At 69.8% G+C, this 17943-nt stretch carries 19 protein-coding genes; 14 read left to right on the forward strand and 5 right to left on the reverse strand.

From position 1 onward, the window contains the following. Window positions 1–166: 166 nt before the first annotated feature. A complete protein-coding gene (locus FKO37_RS14100; protein WP_238604602.1) occupies window positions 167–796 on the reverse strand; it encodes a ScbR family autoregulator-binding transcription factor in 630 nt (209 codons plus the stop codon). 135 nt (window positions 797–931) lie between these two features. Next, a complete protein-coding gene (locus tag FKO37_RS14105; RefSeq protein WP_238604603.1) occupies window positions 932–1642 on the reverse strand; it encodes a TetR/AcrR family transcriptional regulator in 711 nt (236 codons plus the stop codon). 344 nt (window positions 1643–1986) lie between these two features. On the opposite strand from FKO37_RS14105, the gene FKO37_RS14110 reads away from it, so the two are divergent. The 5 genes from FKO37_RS14110 to FKO37_RS14130 all read left to right on the forward strand — a co-directional run bounded on the left by FKO37_RS14110 (window position 1987) and on the right by FKO37_RS14130 (window position 7147). After that, on the forward strand, window positions 1987–2217 hold the full coding sequence (locus tag FKO37_RS14110; RefSeq protein WP_037810549.1) for a hypothetical protein: 231 nt from the start codon (window positions 1987–1989) through the stop codon (window positions 2215–2217). After that, entirely contained in the window at window positions 2214–2984 is a 771-nt protein-coding gene (locus tag FKO37_RS14115) for an ABC transporter ATP-binding protein (RefSeq protein ID WP_238604604.1), read from the forward strand. The genes FKO37_RS14110 and FKO37_RS14115 overlap by 4 nt, the downstream gene beginning before the upstream one ends. Continuing rightward, a complete protein-coding gene (locus tag FKO37_RS14120; RefSeq protein WP_134729743.1) occupies window positions 2981–5533 on the forward strand; it encodes an ABC transporter permease in 2553 nt (850 codons plus the stop codon). The genes FKO37_RS14115 and FKO37_RS14120 overlap by 4 nt, the downstream gene beginning before the upstream one ends. A gap of 94 nt (window positions 5534–5627) precedes the next feature. Further along, a complete protein-coding gene (locus tag FKO37_RS14125; RefSeq protein ID WP_238604605.1) occupies window positions 5628–6515 on the forward strand; it encodes a nucleotide disphospho-sugar-binding domain-containing protein in 888 nt (295 codons plus the stop codon). A gap of 59 nt (window positions 6516–6574) precedes the next feature. Then, window positions 6575–7147 carry a hypothetical protein gene (locus FKO37_RS14130; RefSeq protein WP_238604606.1) on the forward strand — a complete coding sequence of 191 codons (573 nt, stop codon included), beginning with the start codon at window positions 6575–6577 and terminating at the stop codon, window positions 7145–7147. Between the two features lie 86 nt (window positions 7148–7233). Here the strand turns inward: FKO37_RS14130 and FKO37_RS14135 are convergent, their stop codons facing one another. Further along, window positions 7234–8001, reverse strand: a complete 768-nt coding sequence (locus FKO37_RS14135; RefSeq protein ID WP_037810546.1) for an AfsR/SARP family transcriptional regulator — start codon at window positions 7999–8001, stop codon at window positions 7234–7236. A gap of 275 nt (window positions 8002–8276) precedes the next feature. Here FKO37_RS14135 and FKO37_RS14140 point away from each other — a divergent pair, with 275 nt between their 5' ends. Then, a complete protein-coding gene (locus tag FKO37_RS14140; RefSeq protein ID WP_238604607.1) occupies window positions 8277–8894 on the forward strand; it encodes a ScbR family autoregulator-binding transcription factor in 618 nt (205 codons plus the stop codon). A gap of 128 nt (window positions 8895–9022) precedes the next feature. Here FKO37_RS14140 and FKO37_RS14145 read toward each other — a convergent pair whose 3' ends face one another. Beyond that, entirely contained in the window at window positions 9023–9649 is a 627-nt protein-coding gene (locus tag FKO37_RS14145) for a ScbR family autoregulator-binding transcription factor (RefSeq protein ID WP_037810545.1), read from the reverse strand. Window positions 9650–9832: 183 nt separating this feature from the next. On the opposite strand from FKO37_RS14145, the gene FKO37_RS14150 reads away from it, so the two are divergent. From FKO37_RS14150 to FKO37_RS14180, 7 genes are all read left to right on the forward strand, one after another. After that, the gene (locus FKO37_RS14150) at window positions 9833–10801 is read left to right on the forward strand and encodes a ScbA/BarX family gamma-butyrolactone biosynthesis protein (RefSeq protein WP_037810543.1); all 969 of its coding nucleotides are present in this window, start codon (window positions 9833–9835) and stop codon (window positions 10799–10801) included. Further along, window positions 10798–11763 (forward strand): NAD(P)-dependent oxidoreductase, encoded by a 966-nt coding sequence (locus tag FKO37_RS14155; RefSeq protein ID WP_238604608.1) that lies wholly within the window; start codon window positions 10798–10800, stop codon window positions 11761–11763. The genes FKO37_RS14150 and FKO37_RS14155 overlap by 4 nt, the downstream gene beginning before the upstream one ends. A gap of 127 nt (window positions 11764–11890) precedes the next feature. After that, complete coding sequence (locus tag FKO37_RS14160) at window positions 11891–12799, forward strand: ribonuclease Z (RefSeq protein ID WP_238604609.1); 909 nt, start codon at window positions 11891–11893, stop codon at window positions 12797–12799. 8 nt (window positions 12800–12807) lie between these two features. Then, complete coding sequence (locus FKO37_RS14165; RefSeq protein WP_238604610.1) at window positions 12808–13635, forward strand: phosphotransferase; 828 nt, start codon at window positions 12808–12810, stop codon at window positions 13633–13635. A gap of 106 nt (window positions 13636–13741) precedes the next feature. Further along, window positions 13742–14362: a dihydrofolate reductase family protein gene (locus tag FKO37_RS14170; protein ID WP_037810540.1), complete on the forward strand. Its 621-nt coding sequence runs from the start codon at window positions 13742–13744 to the stop codon at window positions 14360–14362. A 19-nt stretch (window positions 14363–14381) separates the two neighbouring features. Beyond that, window positions 14382–14705 carry a YciI family protein gene (locus tag FKO37_RS14175; RefSeq protein ID WP_037810538.1) on the forward strand — a complete coding sequence of 108 codons (324 nt, stop codon included), beginning with the start codon at window positions 14382–14384 and terminating at the stop codon, window positions 14703–14705. Next, window positions 14702–15919, forward strand: coding sequence for an RNA polymerase sigma factor (locus tag FKO37_RS14180; protein ID WP_238604611.1), 1218 nt, complete (start codon window positions 14702–14704; stop codon window positions 15917–15919). The genes FKO37_RS14175 and FKO37_RS14180 overlap by 4 nt, the downstream gene beginning before the upstream one ends. A gap of 28 nt (window positions 15920–15947) precedes the next feature. On the opposite strand, the gene FKO37_RS14185 is transcribed toward FKO37_RS14180, so the two are convergent. Continuing rightward, window positions 15948–16475 carry a GNAT family N-acetyltransferase gene (locus tag FKO37_RS14185; RefSeq protein WP_238604612.1) on the reverse strand — a complete coding sequence of 176 codons (528 nt, stop codon included), beginning with the start codon at window positions 16473–16475 and terminating at the stop codon, window positions 15948–15950. A gap of 282 nt (window positions 16476–16757) precedes the next feature. Here FKO37_RS14185 and FKO37_RS14190 point away from each other — a divergent pair, with 282 nt between their 5' ends. Further along, window positions 16758–17729, forward strand: coding sequence for an alpha/beta hydrolase (locus FKO37_RS14190; RefSeq protein WP_238604613.1), 972 nt, complete (start codon window positions 16758–16760; stop codon window positions 17727–17729). Window positions 17730–17943: the final 214 nt, after the last annotated feature.

Below are 17943 nucleotides of genomic sequence, written 5' to 3' on the forward strand. Positions count from 1 at the left end.
CGGAGATGTGCAGCGAGCAGCCGCCCGGCCTGACACCCCCGGCAGTGTACTAAACCGACTCCCCGGTTTTCCCAGTAAAACAGGCCGGTCGGTTTGGTTGCTGATCACAGTGCGCCGCACGAAAAAGGGCGACCCCGCACCGCCGGGCCGCCCATCTTCCGAAGCTTCACACCGCGGCCGTCTCCTGCTCCGCGCCGCGCGGATCGAACCGGTGCAGCCGCCGCGGCGGGACCACCGAGTTCAGGATCAACGTCCACATGTACTCCGTGCGCTCGAGCAGGTCGTTGCGGCCGGTCAGCACCTGGGAACTCAGCTGGATCCCGGTGAACGACGCCTGCACGTACACCGCGAGGTCGTACGCGTTGATCTCCTTGCGCACATCGCCCGCCGCCTTCGCCGCGAGCAGGCAGCCGTGGATCGTGTCGATCCACCGCTTGTACGCCGCGCCCGCCGGCGCGATGAACGAACCCTGCTCGATGACCAGCCGGACGCTCGCCCGGACCCGCACGTCGGACTGCAGGCTGGCCGCCATCCCCTGAGTCAGGTCGATGACCGTCTGCAGCCCCGGGCGTTCGATCGCCGCGAGCGGCTCCCAGACCGTGAACTGCTCCTCGATCAGCGCGTCGGCCAGGTCTTCCTTCGACTTGAAGTGGAAGTACAGCGCGCCCTTCGTGACGCCCGCTTCGGCCAGGATCTCCGACAGGCTCGCGCCGAGGAAGCCGACGGCGTCGAACCGCGAGGCGGCCGCCTCGAGGATCGCGTTCCGTGTCTGCTCCGCACGCTCTTGGCGAGCCACAGCGGCCCCTCTCGCTCTGGCGGCTCGGTCCACAGCAGACCCCCGCCCAGAAGGACAGTCTACGTCCCGGCGGCCCGGAAAGCCACTAAAAACCGCTCGGTTGGTATGGTTTCAGCGGGGAGCAGGGGGCTCCGGTCAGGGGAGCAGGGCGGCGATTCCGTCCAGGACTCGTTCCAGCGCGAAGTCTTCGGGCGCGGCGGCCGGCCAGCCGCGGGATTCGGCCAGTTCGGCCAGGTGCGGATAGCCGCCCTCGGACAGTCGCGGTTGCAGGAAAGCTCGTACTTCGGCGGAGTATTCGGCGGATTCGGGGGAATCCGGGTCGGCCGCCGTCCGGCGGCGGTCCGCGGTGGCCCGGACGACCGCCGAAACCAGGTCCGCGCACCCCAGTGCGTCCACAGTGGACAAACCGGCTCCGGTGAAAATGTCCAGGAGCTGTTCGGTCCAGCGGAGGCGGTGCGGGGTCAGGCTCTCGCGGACGTCCAGCAGCCAGGGGCGGGCGGCGTACCGTTTGGCGGCGGCGTCCGCCCAGGCCCGGACCGCGGAGCGCCACTCCAGGCCCTCGGCGGGTTTCGGGGGCGGGCCGAATCCGGTCTCGGCCAGCAGGATCAGCAGTTCGTCTTTCGAGCTCACGTAGCGGTACAGCGCGTTGGTCGTCAGCCCGAGCGCGGACGCGATGTTCGGCAGCGACGCCGCGGCCAGGCCCTCGGTGTCGGCCAGTTCGACGGCGGCCGCCACCACCGCCTCGACGGTGTGCGACGGCTTCGGCCCGCGACGGGGACGCGGGCCGCCTTGCCATGCCGGGGACAGGCCTGGGGGCAGGGCGCGGGGGTCGGGCTCGATCGGCATCTTTCGCTCCGGGACGTCTTTCAGTAAACTGTGCAAGTCTTACACCGATCTGGCCTGGGGGCGAGCCAACGTGAGCGAGACCAATCGATCCGGGGCCGGGAGCGCCGCCGAGGCTGAACGGCGCACCCCTGTTTCGCGACGGCCAGCGCGCTGACCTGGTCCGGCATCGGCGGGAATCCGGACCCGCCGCAACTGCTTCGCGCCCTGTCCGGCGGCGCCGTCTGAGCTGCTCCGAGGCCCTGTTGCCGGGGCCTGGGGTTTCCCGATCATCCGGGGTCCGCTAAACTGTGCAAGCCTTACACAATTAATCCCGACTCCGCCGAAGCCGTATTGGGGGGCCTCTCATGTCGGAGAGCACCGAGAAGACCCGTTCGGGGAGCGGATCCGCTCGCCTGATCGTCACGATCGCCTGGGCGGCCGTCCTCGGCGTCCAGTTCGTCATCTGGCTGCTGATGTGCCTCATCAGCATGTCCTTCAAATGGCCGTTCTGGCTGTGGACGCTGGGCGGCGGCGTGATCGTGCTCGGGGTCTGGTGGTCGCTCGACCGCCGCGGTTCCGGGAACGGATCGGAGTGAACGACGTGTCCACCACCACCACTTCCGTGGCAACGCCGGTCCAGCTGGACGCGGTGCACAAGACCTACGGCCGCGGCGAGAGCGCGGTCGAAGCGCTCGCCGGCGTGTCCGTCGCCTTCCCGGCAGGCACTTTCACCGCGGTGATGGGCCCGTCCGGTTCCGGCAAGAGCACGCTGCTGCACTGCGCGGCCGGGCTGGACACGCCGACCTCGGGCACGGTCACCCTCGTCGGGACCGACCTCAAGGGCAAGAACGAAACGAAGCTCACCGAACTGCGCCGCGAGCACGTCGCATTCATCTTCCAGTCGTTCAACCTGATGCCCGCGCTGAACGTGGAACAGAACGTCACGCTGCCCACGCTGCTGGCCGGCCGCACGCCGGACAAGGCGTGGGTGGACCAGGTGATCGCGCGCGTCGGACTGTCCCAGCGCGTCAAGCACCGGCCCGGCGAACTGTCCGGCGGGCAGCAGCAGCGCGTCGCGATCGCCCGCGCGCTCGCCGCCCGCCCCGCCGTGGTGTTCGCCGACGAGCCCACCGGCGCGCTCGACACCACCACCGCGCTCGAGGTGCTCGGCCTGATGCGCGAGCTGGTCAGCGCGGGCCAGACGATCGTGATGGTCACCCACGACCCGGTCGCCGCGTCCCACGCGGACAACGTGCTGTTCCTGGTCGACGGCCGGATCGTCACGCAGATGGCGAACCCGAGCGTCGACGCGGTGGCGAGCACCCTGGCGCACCTCGGCGAACAAGCGAGGAGGCAGCGGTGAGTTCGCGGCGAGTCGTGCTCGCGCTCGCGCTGTCGAGCCTCCGGTACCGCGCGGCGGCGTCGCTCGCGTCGTTCATCGCCATCTTCGTCGGCTGCGGTCTGCTGATCGCGTGCGCCGGCCTGTTCGAGACGGCGATCGTGCTGAAAGCGGCCCCGGAACGGTTGTCCGCCGCGCCGCTGGTCGTCGGCGGATCCGCCGGGTTCAAGCTGCCGGACGAGGAATCGCAGGTCGTCCCGTACGCCGAGCGTGCGGTGCTGCCGGAGGACCAGGTCGCCAAGATCTCCGCGGTGCAGGGCGTCGGACAGGCGGTGCCGGACGTTTCGTTCGCGACCGTGCTGCTGCACGACGGTGCGCCCGAGCCGGGCGCGTCTGTCCTTTCCGGACACGGCTGGGATTCCGCTTCGCTGGGCGGCTACAAGCTGACCGAGGGCGCGGCTCCGAACACGCCGGGCCAGGTCGTGCTCGACGCGGCCACCGCGTCCGCGGCCGGCCTGCACGCGGGTTCGGCCGTCGACCTGGCGGTGAACGGACAGCGCCAGTCGTTCCAGATTTCCGGCGTCGCACAGCCTTCGCAGGCCGTGCGCGCGCCCGCGTTCTTCTTCTCCGTCGCGGACACCCAGCGGTTCAACCCGCATCCCGGCACTGTCGGGCTCGTGGGCGTGTTCCCGGCCGACGGGATCGACGCGACTGAACTGGCGGGCAAGATCTCCGAACAGGTTCCGGCGCTGACGGTGCTGACCGGCGACGACCGCGGTTCGGCCGAATTCGTCGGCGTGAGCGGAAGCCAGCTGCCCCTGATCCTGCTCGCGGCGATCTTCGGCGGCATGGTGCTGGTCGTGATGGCGCTCGTCGTATCCGCGACGATCAGCCTCACCGTCCGGCAGCGGCAGCAGGAACTCGCGCTGCTGCGGGCGACCGGGGCGACGCCGAAACAGGTGCACCGCATGGTCGTCATGGAGACGATGGCGGTCGGCGCGCTCGCCGCGGTGTGCGGGGCGTTCCTGGGCAGCCTGCTCGGGAACTGGATCTTCAGCACCAGCGGCTCGCTCGGCATCGTGCCGGACGAACTCGCCTTCACCCAGGACATCATCGCGTTCGCGGCGGGCATCGTCGTCACGCTCGCGATCACCTTCGGGGCCGCGTGGTTCGCCGCGCTGGCCGCCGCACGGGCCCGGCCGATCCAGGCACTGGCCGAGGCGGCGATCCCCGGGGCCAAGGTGAACGCGGTGCGCCGCATGGGCGCGCTGATCTGCGGTGCGGCCACCGTGCTGCTGGCTTCGACCACGATCTTCATGCCCGCCGACAGCGCGGCGGCGATCGGCGGTCCGGCGCTGCTCACCGGTGCGATCGGCGTCGCGCTGCTCGGTCCGGAGATCATCGCCTGGGTGGTGGACCGGTTCGGTCCGTTCGTGCGCCGGGTCGCCGGCCGCGACGCCACGCTCGCGGTCATCAACACCCGGGCGCGGGCCGTCGCGTTCGCCGCGGTGCTCACGCCGATCACGCTCGCCAGCGCGGTCGCGCTCGGCAACGTGTATTCCGAGACCACCGCGCAGAAAGCACAGGTCAACGCGTACGCCGGGCAATTGCAGGCGGACGCCGTGCTCACCTCGACCGCGGGCGGGTTCTCGCCGGACCAGCTCGCGCAGATCCGCAGCACGCAAGGGGTTTCGACCTCGTCGCCGCTCGTCACGAGCTCCGGCTGGATCGAAGATCCGTACGACGGCAACGGAAGCGACCCGTTGCGGCTGCTGGGCGTCGCCCCGCAGGACCAGGGCGGCACGGTGCTCTCCACCGAGGTCACCGAAGGTTCGCTGACGGCATTGCGCGGGGATTCCGTGGCGCTGCCCGCGTCGGTCGCGGACAGTCTCGAGATCAAGGTCGGCGCCAAGATCAAAATGCGGCTCGGCGACGGGGCACAGGTCCCGGTGACCGTGGTCGCGCTGCTGGACAGCCCGTCCAGCTACGCGAGCATGGTGCTGCCCGCAGACCTGCTGGCCGCGCACACCACAAGCGGCCTGGCGTCGCAGGTGCTCGTGCGGGGCGGCGACGCCAGCGCGATCGTGTCGGCACTGTCGGACCGGACGAAGGACTGGCCCGGGGTCACGGTCGGCGACGACAGTACGCTCGCCGCGAGTTTCCAGGCGAGTGCCGACGTCGAGGCGCTGATCAACTACCTGCTGGCCGTGCTCGCCATCGCGTACGCCGCGATCGCCGCGGTGAACACGCTCTCGGTAGCGGTGCTGGCCCGCCGGCGGGAGTTCGGCGCGCAACGGCTCGCCGGCGCCGACCGCGGCCAGGTGAAGCGGATGCTGTTCGTGGAAGGCGGGATCGTGGCGGTGACCGGGCTCGTGCTCGGCATCGTGATCTCGCTCTTCACCGTGGTGCCGATGGCCCTGACCACCGGCGAGATCATCCCGTCCGGACCGGTCTGGGTGTTCCTCGCCGTGGTGCTCGCGATCTTCCTGATCGTGTGGCCGGCGACCGCGCTCTCGGCGAGGCTGGCGATGCGCCGCAACGCCGTCGAAGCGGTGAAAATGCCCGGCCAGTAACGATTTCTAGGGGTACGCCGGGCCGGGCCGGGGTGGATAGTCTCGAAAGGACTGTCCACCCCGGCCCGGCTTTTGCCGTCTCTGGAGCTATCCCATGCGTGTACTCCTGGCCGCGCCGTCCTCGACCGCCCGGCTGCACACCCTGGTGCCGCTGGCCTGGGCGCTGCGGACCGCCGGACACGACGTGAAAATCGCCGGACGCCCCGCGTTCGTCGAGAACATCCTCCGCACCGGCTGCGTCGCGGCCGAACTCGAAGACGGCGACGCGGAACTGACTGAATCCGCCGCACTGGTCAAGTTCGCGCGACTGTGGCGGCCCGCTGTAGTCGTGTCGAACGCACCCGCCGGAATCACCGCCGCCCGCGAGGTCAACGCCAAGGCAGTTCGCGTGCTCGGGCCGTCGGATTTCGAGGGCACCGCGGACCACACACTCGACGTCGTCCCTCCTTCATTGCGCGACAAGGACTCTCCGGGAACTTCAATACGGCACGTTCCGTATTTCGGTCCGGCCGAGATACCCAACTGGCTGCGTCGCAGGGCATGCCGCCCTCGCATTCTCCTGTCGCTGACCGATCCTTCCTGGTATGAGCCAGTCTTCAGCGCACTGTCCGATGTGGACGCCGAGTTCGTCTGCAAGGCGGAACTGCCAGCCGGGCTCACCCTGCCGCCGAGCGTGAAACTAGTCGACTCCGCGCCTCCTTCTGCCGTGCTGCCGACCTGCGCGGCGGTGGTGCACGACGGCGACGAGACCTTGGCCCTTGCCGCAGTGGCGTACGGGCTGCCGCAGCTGTCGTTGACCGAGTCCGCCTTCGGTACCCGCGTCACCGCTGCGGGCGCGGGGCTTACCGGTTCGGCGGAAAAGATCTCCCGACTCACCGACGACACACTTCGCGCCGGTGCGGCCGCATTGCGTGCTGAGGTAGCCGCGTTACCGGCCCCTCGCGCGGTCGTCGCCCCCCTGCTCCCGCTAGGTCGGCTTTAGATCGCTCCGGCACGCTCTGTGGAGTAGAGAGGACCACTGCGTGAAGTGAGGTGGCGGCAATGCCGACCCGGGTGATGGAAAAGCCGGTCGATCCAGTGGCAGCGTGGCTGGCCCCGCTGGCGGACGACCCGGCGGGCGCGGTCGCGTTCCTCTCCGAAGTGACCGACCGCGTATCGCGGCGCCACGGTTCAGGAAGAGTCCTGGTCCCCGGCGGCGGCCCGGTAGCGGACGCACTGGCCGGCGAAGGCTACGAGGTCCACCTGGAACCCGGCTCGCGCTTCGACACCGGCTACCTGGGCGCGGACGTGCTGTCCCGCCTGCCCGACCAGCGAGACCAGCTGCGCGCGATCGGCCGCTACAGCCGCCTCCTGCGCCCAGGCGGCGCCCTGGTAGTCCAGGGCCGCCACCCGGACCCGGCCTGCTGGACCGCGGACGCCCGCGTACGCACGGTAGACGACGTCCGGCAGATCGTGCACCTGACTGACGCGTCGCTGCCCCTGCGCTATGTGTGGCCCGCCGAACTGGACCTGATGGCCGAACTGGCGGGCCTGGCCTTGGACAGCCGCTGGGGCGGCTGGTACGGCGAACCAGTCACGGGCGGCGGTTTCGTAGTGTCGGTTTACCGCAGCTGAGGCTCTCGCCCTAGCCCCACAGCACAAAGAACGGCCCGGTCTCCCGCTTGTGGCGGAAGACCGGGCCGAATCCGGCGCGGTCAGGATCAGACCGCGTCCGACATCTCGCCGACAAGAATGCTGTGGTGCAGCTTCCGCAACGAGCTCCCGGGCTCGATCCCCAGCTGCTGCACCAAATTCTGCCGAGCCGAAGCGAACGTCTCCAACGCCTCGGCCCGCCGGTTGGACCGGGCCAGCGCGGTCATCAAATACTCGGTGAACGTCTCCCGCAGCGTGTGCTCCTTGGCCAGCGCGGACAGCTGCCCGACGACCTCGCGATGCCGCCCGATCAACAGCTCGGTCTCCATCAGCAGCTCAAGGCAGCCGAGCCGGCTCTCCTCGAGCAGCGTCGCGTAAGCCTGCACGTCCGGCGAGTCGGCGAATCCGCCGAACGCCGCACCGCGCCAAAGGCTGGTGGCCTCCCGCAGCACCTTCGCCGCCTGCCCGTAGCCGCGGTCCCAATGCAACGTCCGCCCCTGCTCGTAAAGCCGGGTGAACCGGTCGGCATCGAGCTCGCCGATGCCGACGTGCAGCGAATACCCCCGCGGACTGGTGACCACCGGGCTCTCTTCCGCATCCTTGCTCGTGCCGCGCAGCAGTTTCCGCAGCTGCGACACGTACACGTACAGTGCCGCGCTCGCCCGCGCCGGCGGATGTTCGCCCCAGATCTCGCTGATCAGGTGCTCGGCGGTCACGACCTGGTTGTTCTTGGCCAGCAGCACGGACAGCAGGGTCTCGATCTTGCGGGCCCGCGGGGCGCAGACGCCGGGCCGGCCGCTCACTCTGATCTGTCCGAGAATTTCGTAGTTGAGCATGACTGCCCTCCGATGTCTCTCGCGCCGGACCCGTCCGGCGGCGCCCCCAGCGCCGCTGCCTGCCGGTCCGAGCCGGGTCCGTGACAGGACCATAGCAAACCGGGAGGTCGGTTTTCAAGGTAAAACCGGGTGGTTGGTCTGTTCCGGTCGCGACCTGCCGGATACGGCCAGGCAATCGGCCCTGCCGACTAGTAAACCGGGCGGTCGGTATGTCATGATGAGCAGGCCGGGAACCCACGCCGTGTCGTTCCCGGCGCGAGACGATGGGGAAGACGGTGACTAAACAGGCCCGTGCGGAGCTGACCAGGCTCCTGCTGCTGGACGCCGCGGCGACACTGTTTTACCGCGACGGCTACGCGGCCACGAGCATGGTGGACATCGCCCGCGAGGCCGGCGTGACCAAGGGCGGCCTGTACTTCCACTTCTCGTCGAAGGACGAGGTCTGCGACGAGGTGCAGTCGGCGGCCGTCGCGGTGCTGCACGGGCACGTCGCGCGAGCGCGCGGGAGCCGTCCGCATCTGCGCAGGCTGGCCGACCTGAGCCGCGCGTTGATGGGCTGGCTCGCCGAGGACGCCAAGGTGGGCGCGAGCTTCCGGCTGGCCCGCGAAATGGGCTCGAACGACCCGAGGTTCGTCGCCTTCGTCCGCGCGTGGATGGGCCAGGTGCGCGCGCACATCGCCGCGGCGCACGGGGCGGGGGAGCTGAGTCCGCGCGTCCGCCCGGATCTCGCGGCGCTGCTGGTCGTGGTGACCTGCGTCGGCCTCGAAACGGCGGCGGCGAGCGGCACGATCCCGGCGGGCACGGATCTGGCGAGCACGCTTTCCGAGCTCTGGCGGGTGATCGAGGTGGCGCAGCCCGCGGATTCGTCCGCCGCCGAGGCAACGGGCACCTGAGCGGCCGCGACGTCTACGGGTCGAGAATTCCCTGCGCTGCGCCAGCCAAGCGAACCGCGCGGATCCGCCGAAACCCGTTGCGCGGCAGCACCTTCACTGAGAAGACCGACCGCCCGGTTTCCCCAGTCTTACACCGCGTCGGCGGGAGGAGTCCCGGCCGGATCGAACTTGTGCAGCCGCCGCGGCGGGACCACGGCGTTCAGGATCGTCTGCCACATGAACGTGATCCGCTCGTGCAGGTCGGTCCGCCCGGTCAGCACCTGCGAACTGAGCTGGGTCCCGGTGAACGACGCGACGACATACTGCGCGAGATCGTGCGCGTTGACCTCTTTCCGCACGTCGCCCGCGGCTTTCGCGGCGAGCAGCAGGCCGTGCACGGTGTCGTTCCACTGCTTGTAGGCGTTCGCGGCCGGGGCGACGAACGACCCCTGTTCGATGACCAGCCGGATGCCCGCGCGCACGCGCACGTCGGTGCGCAGGCTGTGGCCCATGTTCTGGGTGAGGTCGATGGCGGTCTGCAGCCCCGGGTTTTCGACGTCGGCCAGCGGGTCCCACACGATGAACTGCTCGCGGATCAACGCGTCCGCCAGTTCTTCCTTGGACTTGAAGTGGAAATACAGCGCGCCCTTCGTCACCCCTGCCTCGGCGAGGATGTCCGACAGGCTCGCACCGAGAAAGCCGACCGCGTCGAACCTGGACGCGGCCGCGTCGAGGATGGCCTTGCGGGTCTGCTCCGCGCGTTCCTGGCGAGCCACTGCGCACACTCCTTTCGGGAAGCCGCGGGCCCGGAACGGCCGCGCAGGCACGCCAGTCTACCTCCGTCCCGGCCATCGGATCCAGAAGAAAAAAACCGGTAGGTAGGTATGGTTTTGTCCGGCCGTATCCGCTAAACATGGTGTGGGGGTACTGGGGAAGTTCTTTTTTCTGGGAGGACCGACATGGTCGGTATGTTGTTAGAGGAGTCTGTCCGAGGAACCTTCATCACCGATGGCGAAAGTTCGCCGGGCGGACGCCCGGTCGACTTCCAGCAGACGATCCCGCGCAATCTCGTGCACCGCGCGGCCGTCTCGGAAGTTTTCGTCACTGATCTGAACATCGTGGGCGAGGGGCAGTTCGAGGTCGGCGCGCAGTGGCCGCGCCGGCACGGCTTCTTCGGCCCGCGCACCGCGGGGTCGCACGACCCGATGCTCTACGCGGAAACCACCCGCCAGGCGTCGCTGCTGATCGCGCACCGCGCCTACGGCGTTTCGCTCGGCAACGCGTTCATCTCCGACTGGAAGACCAGCTCTATCGCCCCCGAAGGGCTGGTCACCGAAGGTCGGCCGATCGACGTGGTGCTGCGGGCGAGCGCGCACGACCCGGTGTTCCGGGGCAAGAATCTCATCGGGATGCGGACCGAGTTCGGCTGCTTCCGCGACGACGAACTGGTCGGCACCGCTTCGGAAACCTGGCGTTGCGTGTCCCCGGCGGTCTACCGCCGGCTGCGCGGCGACCATTTCGCGGCGACGCCGTTCCAGGCCCGTGCGCTGCCCACGGTGGCCCCGGCGCTCGTCGGCCGGGACCGGGGGGAGGACGTGCTGGTCGCGGAAACCGCGGTGCCGGGCACCTGGTCGCTGCAGTTCGACCCGGACCATCCGGTGCTGTTCGACCACTCGGTGGACCATGTCCCGGGCATGGTGCTGATCGAGGGCGCGCGGCAGGCGGCGCTGCTGACGCTCGGCGATCCGTACGCGCTTCCGTTGCGTTCGGATTTCGAGTTCTCCGCCTACGTCGAGTTCGATTCCGAATGCCTGCTGGTGGCCGAGGAACTCGAACCGGACGCGGACGGCTGCCGCGTGGTGCGGGTGGTGCTGGAGCAGAAGGGCCGCGCGGCCGCCACCGGCATCCTGGCGATGCGCAGGTCATGACTGCCGGCCTGGGGGCGGACAGTACGACCGGGGACATCCTCGTCACCGGAGCGACCGGGTTCATCGGTTCGGCGGTGCTGCGGGCGTTGCTCGCCCGCGGCGCCGCGGTGCGGGTGCTGGCGCGCGGTGCGGTGCCGGAGTGGATCACGCGATCCGGCGCGCGGATCCACCGAGGCGATCTCACCGACGCCGCCGGGCTGGCCGGGGCGTGCACGGGCGTCGCGACGCTCGTGCACGCCGCGTCCCGGATCGGCGGCACCGAAGAGGAATGCGCCGAGGTCAACGACCGCGGCACGGCCCGGCTGCTCGCGGAAGCACACCGCGCGGGCACGCGGCGCGTCGTGTACCTCAGCACCTGCGCGGTCTACCGCGACGGCGAGCATCGAGGCGCGCCCGAGGACACGCTCGACCTCGGGCCCGCCTCGGCCACCAGCCGCACCAGGCTGGCCGGAGAACAGCAGGTCCGCGCCGCGGGCGGGATCGTTCTGCGGCCGCACCTGGTGTACGGCGACGGAGACCGGCACGTGGTCCCCGCGCTGGTGAAGTGGCTGCGAGCGGTGCCGGCGTGGGCCGCGGGCGGCATGGCTCGTACGTCAGTGGTGTCGTCGTGGGATCTCGCTGCCGTGCTCAGCGCGTTCGCGCTGGACCCGGCGCTGGGCAGCCCCGGCGAGGTGTTCCACGTGGCCGACCCCGAACCGGTGCGGATGCGCGAGCTGCTCGAAGCCGTCTGCGGCACGCTCGACCTGCCGGTTCCCGATGCGGACCTGCCGCTCGCCGAGCACCGGGCGCGCACGCCGTGGCTCAGCGAGCACCAATGGTCGCTGCTCACCCGGGATCATTGGTACGACAGCGAAAAGGTCTGGAAACTCACCGGAGTGCCGCCGGGACCGGGGCTGCGCGTCCGGTTGGCCCAAGCCCGGAACTGGTATCGGGAAACGCTGGCAATTCCCGCGCCGGTCTGATCGGGGCGAATTCATTCGGCGATAAACGACGGCGGCCCTCCGGAAATTCGTCCCGGACGGCCGCCGCCGTTTCCGCGGAGTTCATTTCGGTGGCGGCGGACCCGGGCGCGGCGCGAAGATGATCGTCATGTCCCGACGCGAGCTCGTCGTGCTGGGTTCGGCGAGCCAGACACCGACCCGGCACCGCAACCACAACGGCTACCTGCTGCGCTTCGACACCGACGGCATCCTCTTCGATCCGGGCGAGGGCACCCAGCGGCAGATGATGTACGCCGGCGCGACGGCGAACGAACTCACGCACCTGTGCGTGACCCACTTCCACGGCGACCACAGCCTCGGCCTCGCCGGCATCATCCAGCGGCTGTCCCTGGACGCCGTCGCGCACCCGGTGCGCTGCCACTACCCGGCGTCCGGCCAGGAGTACTTCGACCGCCTGCGGCACTCGACGTCGTTCCACGAACGCGCCGAACTGGTCCCGCTGCCGATCTCCGCCCCCGGCCCGCTCGGCGGCGCGTTGTCGGCATACCCGCTGGAACACCGCATCGACTGCTTCGGCTACCGCTACGCCGAACCGGACGGCCTCCGGATGCTGCCCGACGCGCTCGCCGCAGCCGGCGTCCAAGGCCCCGCGGTCCGAAAACTCCAGGCCGACGGCGTACTCGAGACCGCGAACGGCCTGGTCCGGCTGGAAGACGTGAGCGTGCCGCGCCGGGGCCAGGTGGTCGCGTTCGTAATGGACACGCGCCTGTGCGCCGGCGCGTTCGCCTGCGCACAAGAGGCGGACCTGCTGATCGCCGAATCGACCTTCCGCGCCGCCGACGCCGACCTGGCCTACCGCTACGGCCACCTGACCAGCACCGACGCCGGACGGCTGGCCGCGGAGTCGGGTGCCCGGGAACTGCTGCTGACGCACTTCTCGCAGCGCTACCCCTACGAGGAGGCGGACCGGTTCCGCGACGAAGCCGCGAAGGTGTTCGACGGAGAGATCCACGTGGCACGGGATCTGGACGTGGTGCCGCTTCCGCCGCGCCGGTGAGGAGTGGAATGGTGCCACCGGTCCCCGCTGACCTGCTGGAAATCGCCGAGGCGCTTGTCCCTGGTGCCCCGGTCGGCTCCGCTCGCCTTGCCACGCAAGGGAATATGCACCACGTGGTGCTGCTGCCCGGCGTCGCCGCGGTACGGATCAGCAAGCGTCCCGATTCCGCCGCCGAGCTGCCACGCCGAACCGAGATCCTCCACATGATCGCGGCGGCCGGGCTGCCGTTCGCCATACCGGAGCCGCTGACCCCGGTCACCAGCTTCGGCGATCGCGCGGCCGTCGCGGTTTCGTGGATCGACGGCGAGGGGTTGCCGGAAGGCGTCGGCGATCCAGCAGCGTTCGGTCCGCTGTTGACGGCACTGCGCGAGGTCGAGATCTCCCCGGCGCTGGAAGCCGTTCTCCACCGCCCGCGCAGCTCGGACTGGGCGGAGGTCCTGCACGACGTCATTCCCCGGCTGCCGGCGAAGTGGCAGGACGACGTCCGGCAGCGGCTCGACACGCTGCTCGCGCTCGAAGACGTCCCGGCAAGACTCGTCCACGGCGACCTCGGCGGCGCCAACGTCCACTTCACCGCGGACGGCAAGCTGACCGGCGTCCTCGACTGGGACCTGGCGGTCCTGGCCGACCCGGCAATCGACGCCGCGCTCGTCGCGACCTGGCACGGCTGGGACGTCCTCCGCGCGGCCACCGACGAGGAGACCTGCCGCCGCGCCCGGGCCTGGAACGACCCGATCGGCGTCGAACACCTCCACCCACTCTTCGCTCAAAAGCCGCTGACCAGCATCGATGGCTTCATTCAAGCCGTCGTGACCTGGCTGGAGACACACCGCTAAAAATCTTCTCAAGAATTTTCGGCTGCGCTGTCGGATCGGGTCGCCGGTGTTCGTAGCAGTAGTGAAGCCGCCCGCAAGAGGCAGCACCGAAGCGAAGGAACCGACCATGAAGCTCACGACCGTGACCCAGTTGACCGTCGACGGAGTCGTGCAGGGCAACGGCGGCGCGTCCGAGGAAGACCGCCGAAACGGATTCGACCGCGGCGGATGGGCGCTGGGCAAGGGCGACCAGGACACGCTCGCGTTCATCAACGACACCTACCACCGCGCCGACGCCTTCCTGTTCGGCCGCCGGACGTACGACCTGTTCGCGGCGTCGTGGGGCATGATGAGCGCCAACGCCGCCCCCGGCCGCGAACGCATCCGGCTCGCCCTGAACGAGCGGCCGAAGTACGTGGCCTCGAAGACGCTCACCGCCCCGGCGTGGTCCGGCACCAGCGTCCTGTCCGGCGACCTGGCGACCGCCGTCGCGGACCTCAAGGCCCGGCCCGGCGGCGAACTGCAGGTGCACGGCAGCGGCACCCTGGTCCGGCGGCTGCTGGAAATGGACCTGGTCGACGAGATGATTTTCCTGGTGATCCCGGTGATCGTCGGACAGGGCCAGCGGCTTTTCCCGCAGAACGGCCCGGATCTGGCCCTGGATCTGGTTGAGTCACGAGTGGACACGAAGGGCGTGACGACGCAGGTCTGGCGCCCGGCCGGGCGTCCGCAGTACGCGGGCCGCTGACCTCAGAAAGGATCCTGCGATGCAGTACCTGATTTCCGTGATCCACGACCAGCCCCCTTCCGTCACGCCGGAGGAGGACGCGGCGATCGACGTTTTCAACGAGCGTCTCCAGACCGGAAACCACTGGGTCTTCGCGGGCGGTCTGGCCGCGCCGGAAACCGCGACCGTCATCGACAACCGGGACGAGGCGGGAATGGTCACCGACGGCCCGTTCCTGGAATCGAAGGAATACCTGGCCGGCTTCTGGATCATCGAGGCGCCGGACCTCGACGTCGCGCTCAAGCTCGCCGCCGAAGGTTCGAAAGCGTGCAACCGCAAGGTCGAGGTGCGACCGTTCCAGTGAGCGACGTCCGGGAGGCGATCACCCGCGCCCACCGCGAGGAGTGGGCCCGGGTGGTCGCCGGTCTGACCAAACGTTTCGGCGACCTGGACATCGCCGAAGAAGCCGCCGCCGAGTCGTTCGCGACCGCGGTGGAGCGATGGCCGTCCGACGGCGTGCCGCCCAACCCCGGCGCCTGGCTGACCACCACCGCCACCCGCAAAGCCATCGACCGCATCCGCCGCGAAAACAAACGCGACGACAAGCAACGGGAGGCCCAGCCGGTGTACGACGCGACGCCTCCCCACCTCATCGACGACGACCGCCTCCGCCTGATCTTCACCTGCTGCCACCCGGCGTTGGCCGCCGAATCCCGGGTCGCGCTGACCCTGCGCATGGTCGGCGGCCTGACCGTGCCCGAGATCGCCCGCGCCTTCCTGGTTTCGGAAAGCACTATGGGACAACGGATCACGCGGGCGAAAGCCAAAATCAAGGCCGCCCGCATCCCGTATCGAGTGCCCGCCGCCGAAGACCTCCCGACGCGCGTCTCCGGCGTCCTGACCGTGCTGTTCCTGGCCTTCAACGAGGGCTACCTGGCCACCGGCCCCGACACCGACCCCGTGCGCCAGGACCTGACCGCCGAAGCGATCCGGCTGACCCGCCTGATCCGCACCCTGCTCCCCGAGCACGGCGAGGTGACCGGCCTGCTGGCGCTGATGCTCCTCACCGAAGCCCGCCGCCCCGCCCGAGTGTCCGCCGACGGCGAGCTAGTCGCCCTGGACGAACAAGACCGTGCTCTCTGGGACGTGTCGCTGATCGCCGAAGGCCACCGCCTCGTACGCGAGCGCCTCGCCACCGGCGTCGCTCCCGGCCGGTACCAGCTCCTGGCGGCGATCAACGCCGTGCACACGTCCGCGCGGGACATGCGCGAGACCGACTGGTCGCAGGTTCTCGCCCTCTACGACCAACTCGTCCGCGTCGATCCGTCGCCGATCGTCGCCCTGAACCGCGCCATCGCCGTCGCCGAACTCGACGGCCCTTCGGTGGCGCTGGGTTTGGTCGACGGTCTCGGGGACCGGTTGGCCGGATATCACCCGTACCACGCCACCCGCGCTGACCTGCTCCGCCGGTTAGGCCGCGACGAGGATGCGCGCGCGGCTTATGACCGGGCGATCGAGCTGGCGGGCAACACCGCGGAGACTGCTGCGCTGTCTCGTCGACGGGATGAGTTGCGGTAGGGGCGTCGACGCACGAAACGCCGGTCAGTCAGCAGCCCGACGTGCGCACATGCCGGTGCCCCCTGGCCGGGAAGTCCGGAGGCGCGGGCGGCAGCAGTTCAGCGAGCATGTAGCGGCATTTTTCCGCGACCCGGCAGGACGCCGGATTGTCTTCGGCATGCAGCAAGTCCAAGCGGTCCACCCGGACGATCTGCTGCGTGTCGAGCGCCCACCGCGACGTGACTTCCAGCGCCTGGGCAGCGATGCCCCGCCCGCGAGCTTGGGCAGCCGTCCAGTAGCCGACCTCGGCGGCACCCTCGTCCCGGACCTTCACGACGACATGACCGACCGGCGTGTCGTCGACAGCCGCCACCGCGAAGCTGAATTGCGTCGCGGAGTCCCAGCCGGACGCCTGTGCGTCCAGCCACCGCTGAGCCTCGGCGTCGTTGGCGAGGGAAGTCGTCAACCGGCGGCGCAACAGCGGATCGCGATGTGCGTCGACCAACGCCTGCCGATCTTCCGACCTCCACGGGCGCAGTCGCAATGTGGTCCGGGGGATGGGCAGAACGACGGTCACGGTTTTCATTCTGCACCGCCCAAACGTGTCTCGCCCGAATACAGACCGAGCAATGTCCTTGCCCGACAGCGGCTTCAGTTGTGCTGCCCGGGAATGTCGCCGCAGTAGGGTAATCTCACTGCATGCTCATCGAGGTGGACAGAGGCTAGCCGCCGGGTTCTCGGCGGCGTACCGGCCGACGAGTGCCCTGGCCCGACTCTTTCCCACCGAATTCCCCTTCGCGCCCTTGGCGTGCGCTCCGCTGTGCGCTGGTCGCGGGGACGATGACCTTCAGGAGCACTCATGACGCACGATTCGCCGCGTCCGCCATTCGATCCAGAACTCGCCGCGATGCTGCCCGCACTAGCCGACCACGCGCCGGTCGGCATGACCGCGGACCGCTTGCCGCACTACCGGAACCTCCCTTTCCCCAGCATCGAAGACCAAATCGGCAACCGCCCGGTCCGTTGCGCCCACCACACCATCACCGGCTACGACGGCGCGGAGATCGCGGTCTCCGTCCTGTCCCGTGCGGACCACGAAACCCCCGGCCCCGGCATCTACTACCTCCACGGCGGCGGAATGGTGATGGGAGACCGCTTCGCCGGAGCGAGCCCGCTGATCGAATGGGTGCTGAAGTACGACGCGGTCGCCGTCACCGTCGAGTACCGGCTGGCCCCGGAACATCCCGACCCGGTCCCTGTCGAGGACTGCTACGCGGGCCTGCGCTGGACGGCCGCCAACGCGAACGCCCTGCGCTTCGACCCGCAACGCCTGGTGATGTTCGGCGGCAGCGGCGGCGGAGGACTAGCCGCAGGCACCGCGCTGCTGGCCCGCGACCGAGGTGCCCCGGCGCTGCTCGGCCTGCTGCTGCAATGCCCGATGATCGACGACCGCAACGAGACGGCGTCGTCCCGCCAGTACGACGGCACCGGTGTCTGGGACCGGACCAGCAACCTGACCGCGTGGACAGCCGTCTTGGGCGACCGCCGCGGAACCGCCGACGTCTCGCCCTACGCAGCAGCCGCCCGAGCAACCGACCTGAGCGGCCTCCCGCCGACCTTCATCGACGTCGGCGCGGCGGAAGTCTTCCGAGACGAGGACGTCGCCTTCGCAACCGCGATCTGGGCCTCAGGAGGCAACGCAGAACTCCACGTCTGGGGCGGCGCGTTCCACGGCTTCTACGACCTCGCCCCGGACTCCGCGCTGGCCCACGCGTGCGTCGCGGCGCGTGAGTCGTGGCTCGAGCGGTTGCTCGGCCGCCCGATGCCGTAGCGGACCGCGCGCCGTCCTGCCGAGGTTGGCGGGGCGGCGCGTTCCACGGCTTCTACGACCTCGCCCCAGAATCCAAGCTGGCCCACGCGTGCGTCGCGGCTCGTGAGTCGTGGCTCGAGCGGTTGCTCAGCCGCCCGATGCCGTAGCGGACCGCGCGCCGCCCTGCCGTGGCTGGCGAGGCGGCGCACACCTCCCATCACACCCGTTCCCGCCC

It is taken from the genome of Amycolatopsis sp. Poz14, assembly GCF_006704225.1.
In the GTDB taxonomy this organism is placed as follows: domain Bacteria; phylum Actinomycetota; class Actinomycetes; order Mycobacteriales; family Pseudonocardiaceae; genus Amycolatopsis; species Amycolatopsis nivea.